The sequence below is a fragment of the Brevundimonas sp. genome (assembly GCF_016463485.1).
GTDB lineage: Bacteria > Pseudomonadota > Alphaproteobacteria > Caulobacterales > Caulobacteraceae > Brevundimonas.
The window spans coordinates 1-7,609 of record NZ_JAEMRD010000150.1 but is presented as its reverse complement, the minus strand read 5'-3'; the positions used below and the strand labels follow the sequence as shown (position 1 = coordinate 7,609).

At 66.0% G+C, this 7,609-nt stretch carries 6 protein-coding genes; 1 reads left to right on the top strand and 5 read right to left on the bottom strand.

Annotated features, from left to right (window positions below):
• Positions 1–1,637 (top strand): CTP synthase (locus JHC99_RS15980; RefSeq protein WP_292155524.1); only part of this gene is annotated, 1,637 nt, incomplete at its 5' end.
• Between the two features lie 18 nt (positions 1,638–1,655).
• Here the strand turns inward: JHC99_RS15980 and JHC99_RS15975 are convergent.
• The 5 genes from JHC99_RS15975 to JHC99_RS15955 all read right to left on the bottom strand — a co-directional run.
• On the bottom strand, positions 1,656–2,261 hold the full coding sequence (locus JHC99_RS15975) for a hypothetical protein (protein WP_292155522.1): 606 nt from the start codon (positions 2,259–2,261) through the stop codon (positions 1,656–1,658).
• A gap of 72 nt (positions 2,262–2,333) precedes the next feature.
• Entirely contained in the window at positions 2,334–2,870 is a 537-nt protein-coding gene (ppa, locus tag JHC99_RS15970; protein ID WP_292155520.1) for an inorganic diphosphatase, read from the bottom strand.
• Positions 2,871–3,006: 136 nt separating this feature from the next.
• On the bottom strand, positions 3,007–4,437 hold the full coding sequence (locus JHC99_RS15965; RefSeq protein ID WP_292155518.1) for an NAD-dependent succinate-semialdehyde dehydrogenase: 1,431 nt from the start codon (positions 4,435–4,437) through the stop codon (positions 3,007–3,009).
• An 82-nt stretch (positions 4,438–4,519) separates the two neighbouring features.
• A complete protein-coding gene (acs, locus tag JHC99_RS15960) occupies positions 4,520–6,469 on the bottom strand; it encodes an acetate--CoA ligase (protein ID WP_292155516.1) in 1,950 nt (649 codons plus the stop codon).
• Positions 6,470–6,485: 16 nt separating this feature from the next.
• On the bottom strand, positions 6,486–7,609 hold a 1,124-nt coding region (locus JHC99_RS15955; RefSeq protein WP_292155514.1), incomplete at its 5' end, for a DcaP family trimeric outer membrane transporter.

Below are 7,609 nucleotides of genomic sequence, written 5' to 3'. Positions count from 1 at the left end.
TGTTCATCACCGGCGGCGTGGTTTCCTCGCTTGGAAAAGGCCTCGCCTCCGCCGCGCTCGGCGCACTGCTTCAGGCGCGCGGTTACAAGGTCCGACTGCGCAAGCTCGACCCCTATCTGAATGTCGATCCGGGCACGATGAGCCCCTACCAGCACGGCGAGGTCTTCGTGACCGACGACGGGGCCGAGACGGATCTGGATCTGGGTCACTACGAGCGCTTCACCGGCGTTTCGGCGGCCAAGTCCGACAACATCACCACCGGCCGCATCTATTCGACGATCATCGAGAAGGAACGGCGCGGCGACTATCTGGGCGCGACGGTGCAGGTGATCCCGCACGTCACCGACCAGATCAAATCCTTCTGCCTGACGCCCGCCTTCACCGATGACGGCGACGACGTCGACTTCGTGCTGGTCGAGATCGGCGGCACGGTCGGCGACATCGAGGGCTTGCCGTTCTTCGAGGCGATCCGCCAGCTGGGCCAGGACCTGCCGCGCGGCCAGTCCTGCTTTGTCCACCTGACGCTGCTGCCCTTCATCAAGACCGCCGGCGAGATGAAGACCAAGCCGACGCAGCACTCGGTCAAGGAGCTGCGCTCCATCGGCATCCAGCCCGACATCCTGCTGTGCCGCTGCGAATTCCCGATCCCCGAGGACGAGAAGCGCAAGATCGGCCTGTTCTGCAACGTGCGGCCCTCCGGCGTCATCCAGGCGATGGACTCCGAGGACATCTATGCGGTGCCGCTGGACTATCACCGCGAGGGTCTGGACGCCGAGGTCCTCGCGCATTTCGGGATCACCGACGCGCCCGCCCCCGACCTGACCAGCTGGACCGAGATCGCCCGACGCCGCCGCCAGCCGGACGGGGAGGTCACCGTCGCCGTGGTCGGAAAATACACGGTGCTCAAGGACGCCTATAAATCCCTGATCGAGGCCCTGCACCACGGCGGGGTGGCCAACAACGTCAAGGTCAACATTGACTGGGTCGAGGCCGACACCTTCGAGGGCGACCGCGACGCCTGCGAGGCGCGGTTGCAGTCCGCTCATGCGGTGCTGGTACCCGGCGGCTTCGGCGAGCGGGGCGCCGAGGGCAAGATCGAGGCGGCGCGGTTCTCGCGCGAGCGCAACATCCCCTATTTCGGCATCTGTTTCGGGATGCAGATGGCGGTTATCGAGGCGGCGCGGAACCAGGCCGGTTTGCCCAAGGCCTCCTCGACCGAGTTCGGTCCGACGGATGAGCCCGTCGTCGGCCTGATGACCGAATGGACTCAAGGCAACCAGCGGGTGCTGCGCCAGCAGGGCGGTGACCTGGGCGGCACCATGCGGCTGGGTGCCTATGATTCGACTCTGGCGGCCGGGTCGCGCATCGCGGAAATCTATGGTTCGACCGCCATCAGCGAGCGTCATCGCCATCGCTACGAGGTCAACATCAACTATCGCGAGGCGATTGAGGACAAGGGTCTGATCTTCGCCGGCCTGTCGCCCGACGGTGTCCTGCCCGAGACCGTCGAACGCTCCGACCACCCCTGGTTCATCGGCGTCCAGTACCACCCCGAACTCAAAAGCCGCCCGTTCAAGCCCCACCCGCTGTTCGCCAGCTTCATCGAGGCTGCGGTGGTGCAGAGCCGGCTGGTCTGACGGTCAGCCGGGACGGGCCTACTCCTTGATCCCAGCCTTGTCCGCCACATAGGTCGAGCACGCCGCCGATGCCTCGTTCATCAGGTCCTGGTCCTGATCGGCCAACTGGGCCAGCTTCGCCTCATTCTCGGGCGACATGGTATCGGCGTCATAGGCCTCGACCATGACGTTATAGAGGTCGGTGTGTTTGGTCAGGGCGGCGAAGGCCTTGGCCGAGACGTCCTCGGGCAGCAGCATGGTCATCTGCAGATACTGAGAGTGCATCAGCCGCAGGATCTCGCTCTGGGCCTCCATGGCCTTCGAGAGCTCGGTGACCTGTTCCGGGTCCAGCGGCCCGGCGCGGAAGTCACCGTTCTTCTCGTTGGCGGTCACCGCCCGCGATGTCAGGTCGCCCAGCGCCATGCAGACGCCGAGCTGGCTTTCGAAGATCTTCTGCCGGGCGGCGGCCTGGGACACGTCCAGAGCCTGGACGGCCGTGAACATCGAGGCGGCCGCGACGATCATCGCCGAGATGGCCGAGACGGTCGCGATCGTGCCCTCGACGGAGACGCGCTGCGTCCGGCCGGACTTGCGGCCTTCGCTCTCGGAGATGTCGGGATCGGGCAGGGGCGGGGTCACGGTCATGCGTCATATGACGCCGGTCGGTGACCTATTGCAACGCTTGTGGGGCGACGGTCGACCGCCGCCCCGTCGGGTTCAGTCCTTCTCGGCTTTCGCGCGTTCGATGCCCTCGACGATCAGGCTGCGGGCCTTGTCGGCGTCGTCCCAGCCCAGGACCTTGACCCATTTGGTGCCTTCCAGGTCCTTGTAGTGGGCAAAGAAGTGCTCGATCTGCTTCAGGGTGATCTCGGGCATGTCGGTGTAGTTCTTGACGCTGTCGTAGCGGGCGGTCAGCCACGACGACGGCACGGCCAGCAGCTTCTCGTCCTGACCCGCCTCGTCCTCCATCAGCAGAACGCCGATGACGCGGCAGCTGATGACCGAGCCCGGCATCAGGGCACGGGTGTTGGCCACGATGACGTCGCAGGGGTCGCCGTCGCCCGACAGGGTGTGGGGAATGAAGCCGTAGTTCCCGGGATAGCGCATCGACGTGTAGAGGAACCGGTCGACGACCAGGGCCCCCGAGGCCTTGTCCATCTCGTACTTGATCGGCTCGCCGCCGATCGGCACCTCGATCACGACATTGACGTCGTCGGGTGCGTGCTTGCCGATGGAGAGTGCGTCCAGGTTCATCGAGTTTCTCTTGTGTTCTGATCGGGCGTCCCCCTTTGGCGCGCCCGGTCGCCCGCACGCGACGGGCTGCTAGTGCCCCAGATGGATCGTTTCGGGAAGCCCGTGCCTGTGCAGCGCAGCAATTTTCGCCCGAATGTCACAGGGACAGGCAGAGGTATTTGATCTCCAGATAGTCCTCGATGCCGTATTTCGAGCCTTCCCGGCCCAGGCCCGACGCCTTGACCCCGCCGAAGGGCGCGACCTCGGTGGAGATGATGCCGGTGTTGACGCCCACGATCCCGGCCTCGATCGCCTCGCCGACGCGCCAGATCCGGCCCATGTCGCGCGCGTAGAAATAGGCGGCCAGACCGAACGGGGTGTCGTTGGCCTGAGTGATCGCGTCGGCCTCGTCGGTGAAGCGGATGACGGGGGCCAGGGGGCCGAAGGTCTCCTCCTCGGTCACGATCATGTCGGCAGTGACGCCCGACAGCACCGTGGGGGTGAAGAAACGCCCGCCCAGCGACGAACGTTCTCCGCCGGTCACCACGGTCGCGCCCTTGGACACCGCGTCCCTGATATGAGCCTCGACCTTGGCGACGGCCTTGTCGTCGATGACCGGGCCGATCTCGACCCCGGACTGGTCCCCGGGCCCGACCTTCAGCGCCTCGGTCGCCCGCGCCAGCTTTTCGACGAAGACGTCGTGGACGGCGTCCTGGACATAGATGCGGTTGGCGCAGACGCAGGTCTGGCCCGCGTTCCTGAACTTGGACTGGATCGCGCCCGCGACGGCCGCATCAAGGTCTGCGTCGTCGAAGACGATGAAGGGCGCGTTGCCGCCAAGCTCGAGGCCCAGCTTCTTGATGGTCGGCGCGGACTGGGCGTAGAGTTTGGCTCCCACCTCGGTCGAGCCGGTGAAGGAAAGTTTGCGCACCACCGGGCTGGCGGTCAGAACGCCGCCGATCTCGGTCGAGCCCCCGGTGACGATGTTCAGCAGCCCGTCCGGCAGGCCCGCCTCCTGAGCCAGCACCCCCAGCGCCAGGGCCGTGAACGGCGTCTGGCTGGCCGGCTTGACCACGACGCCGCAGCCGGCGGCCAGGGCCGGACCGATCTTGCGGGTTATCATGGCGGCGGGGAAGTTCCAGGGCGTGATCGCCGCCACCACCCCGATCGGCTGTTTCAGCACGATGATCCGCTTGTCCGGCTGGTGCCCCGGAATGACATCGCCATAGACCCGCTTGGCCTCCTCGGCGAACCATTCGATGAAGGACGCCGCATAGGCGATCTCGCCCTTGGCCTCGGCGAGGGGCTTGCCCTGTTCCTCGGTCAGGATCGCGGCCAGCGCGTCCTGATGCTTCATCATCAGATCGAAATAGCGACGCAGGATGATGGCCCGGTCCTTGGCGGTGCGCGCCGCCCAGCCCTTCATCGCCCGCTCGGCCGCGGCGATCGCAGTCTCCGTCTCCGCCGCGCCCAGCGACGGAACCCGGCCGATGACCCGGCCGGTCGCGGGATCATCGACGTCGATCCACCGCTCCGCAGTAACCCATTGTCCGTCGATCAGGCAGGCTTCGCGCTTCAACTGGGTCATCGGAACTCCTCAGGGTGTCGGCAACTGCTTCAACGCCTGACGCCGAGGAAAGCAACCGCTGCCTGTCACTCGGCATGACGCATCAGCCGCCCCTGTTCTTCACCAGGTCATCCACGACCGACGGATCTGCCAGTGTCGAGGTGTCGCCGAGCGAGCCGAGGTCGTTCTCGGCGATCTTGCGCAGGATGCGGCGCATGATCTTGCCGGAGCGGGTCTTGGGCAGGCCGGGGGCCCACTGGATGGCGTCGGGGGCGGCGATGGGGCCGATTTCCTTCCTGACATGGGCGACCAGGGCCTTCTTCAGGTCATCGTGCGGCTCGACCCCGGCGTTCAAGGTCACATAGGCGTAGATGCCCTGGCCCTTGATGTCGTGAGGGAAGCCGACGACGGCGGCCTCGGCGACGTCGTCGTGCAGGACCAGCGCGCTCTCGACCTCGGCGGTGCCCATGCGGTGGCCCGAGACGTTGATGACGTCGTCGACCCGGCCGGTGATCCAGTAATAGCCATCCTCGTCGCGGCGGCAGCCGTCGCCGGTGAAATACTTGCCGGGGTAGGTCGAGAAATAGGTCTCGAAGAAGCGGGCGTGGTCGCCCCAGACGGTCCGCATCTGCCCGGGCCAGCTGTCGGTGATGCACAGGTTGCCGCTGGTCGCGCCGTCGAGGACTGCGCCCTCGGCATCGACGAGTTCAAGCTCGACGCCGGGAAGCGGCTTTGTAGCCGACCCGGGCTTGAGGTCGGTCGCGCCGGGCAGGGGGGCGATCAGGGCACCGCCGGTCTCGGTCTGCCACCAGGTATCGACGATGGGCAGGCGGCCCTTGCCGACCACCTCGTAATACCAGCGCCAGGCCTCGGGGTTGATAGGCTCGCCGACCGTGCCGAGCAGGCGAAGCGACGCCAGAGAATGCTTGAGCACGGGTTCGTCGCCGTCGCGCATCAGGGCGCGAAGGGCCGTGGGGGCGGTGTAGAAAATCTCGACCTTGTGCTTGTCGACCACCTGCCAGAAGCGGTCGTTGGCCGGATAGTTGGGCACGCCCTCGAACATCAGGGTCGTCGCGGCATTGGCGAGCGCGCCATAGACGACGTAGCTGTGGCCGGTGACCCAGCCGACGTCGGCGGTGCACCAGAAGACCTCGCCGGGGCGATAGTCGAACACCAGTTCGTGGGTGTAGCTGACCCAGAACAGATAGCCGCCCGTGGTGTGCAGCACACCCTTGGGCTTTCCCGTCGATCCCGAGGTGTAGAGGATGAACAGCGGATCCTCGGCATTCATCGGCTCGCACGGGCAGTCGTCGGAGACGGTCTTGACGGCGTCGTCGTAGCGGACGTCCCGGTTCCGGACGATGTTCACGTCAGCGCCGCTATGGGTGAGCAGCAGCACCTGCTGGGTATTGAACCCGGCCGGGATCTTGGCCAGGGCAGCGTCGACGTTGGCCTTCAGGGGGATGCGCTTGCCGGCCCGAAAGCCTTCATCCGCAGTGATGACGAAGGCCGAGCCGCAGTCTTCGATCCGCCCGGCGATACTGTCGGGCGAAAAGCCGCCGAACACGACGGAGTGTATGGCACCGATGCGGGCACAGGCCAGCATGGCGATGGCGGCGGCCGGGATCATCGGCAGATAGATCGTTACCCGGTCGCCCTTCATGACGCCCATGCCCTTGAGCACATTGGCCATGCGGCAGACCTCGCGGTGAAGCTCGGCATAGGTGAGGGAGCCGGACACCGACGGGTCATCGCCTTCGTAGATGATCGCCGTCTGGTCGGCGCGTGTGGCCAGATGGCGATCGACGCAGTTGTACGCCACGTTCAGCACGCCGTCGGCGAACCAGCGGATGCGGAAGTCGTCCTTGTGAAAGGACACGTCCTTGATCACCGTCGGCGGGGTGATCCAGTCCAGACGTTTGGCCGCCTGCGCCCAATAGGCGTCCGGCGTCTCTCGCGCAGCGATGCGGGCGGCTTCATAGGCTGCCGCGTCCATGTGGGCGCGCGCGGCCCAGTCGGCGGGAACGGGATAGAGTTCGGGATCGGACATCACGGAAACCCTCAGGGCGCTAGAAGCCATATTTTGCGAACACTTGAAGCCGTGTCACGTCGCCCGACACACCGGACTCCAGTTCACGCTCGCCATGCATCAGTTCGGCGCCGATATCCATGGCCGGGATCGGCGTCCAGATCAGGTTCGCCCGGACGCTTTTCGCCGACTTGTTGGTGGCCAGGCCGATGATCGAGAGGTCGTTGTCCACCTTCTGCGCCGACCATGTCAGGTTCGAGCGCCACTGCGGCGACCAGATGTGACGATAACTGGCGAATCCGGCGATCAGGCTGATGGCCTGAAGGTCACCACGGGCATCAAGGACAGCGTCGTTGGCGAAGTTCAGGCCCACGTATCGGCCGATGCCCTCGCCCCCGGACAGCATGAGCCGCAGATCGTCTCTGGGACCGACCTTGATCTTGGCGGCGGCGGACAGGCCCCAGCCGACAGTCGACGAACTGATGGCCCCCGTGCCGGTCGTTTCGTATTTCAACTGGCGCACCAGGCCGGCGACCGACGCCTCGCCCCAGGGACGGGTGATCGCATAGCGGGCGGTCAGGTCGGGCAGGCTGTTGTCATCGGCGACGATACGGGTCGCGGCCAGATAGGGGGTGACCGTCGTCTCGGGGTTTTCCAGCGCTATCGAGAAGGGGCCGCGTGTGTAGCGGACCTGGACCTGGCGGGCGAAGACCGTGCCTTCAGAAGATCCCACATAGTCCGCCGTGTCGGGCAGGACGGCCAGGTTCTGGAAGTTGGTCCATTCCTGGCCGAACAGCCAGTTGTCGATGGTGACGAAGGCGCGGCGCAGCGCCGGGGTCGAGGGGCTGGTCGTGCGCTGGTCGCCGGTTCCGGGCAGGACCTGGAAGTCCATCTCGATCCGCGTGGCGACCTTGTGGCCCCCGATCAGTCCATCCGTCGTCAACCAGAACCGGGTCTGGCGGGCGTTGAAGTCGGTTGCCGTGCTCTCGTCTGCACCGCCCACCGGGATCGCCCCCGGCAGATAGAAGTCGCGCATCAGGTCCCCGTTCGCCGGGTCTCCGCCGCTGTACCGGCTCGCCATGAAGTCGGTCTTCACATAGCCGCCCAGCTTCAGCACGTTGTTGCCGATGCGAAAGCCGTCTGTCGGTGCGGGGGGGGGAGACG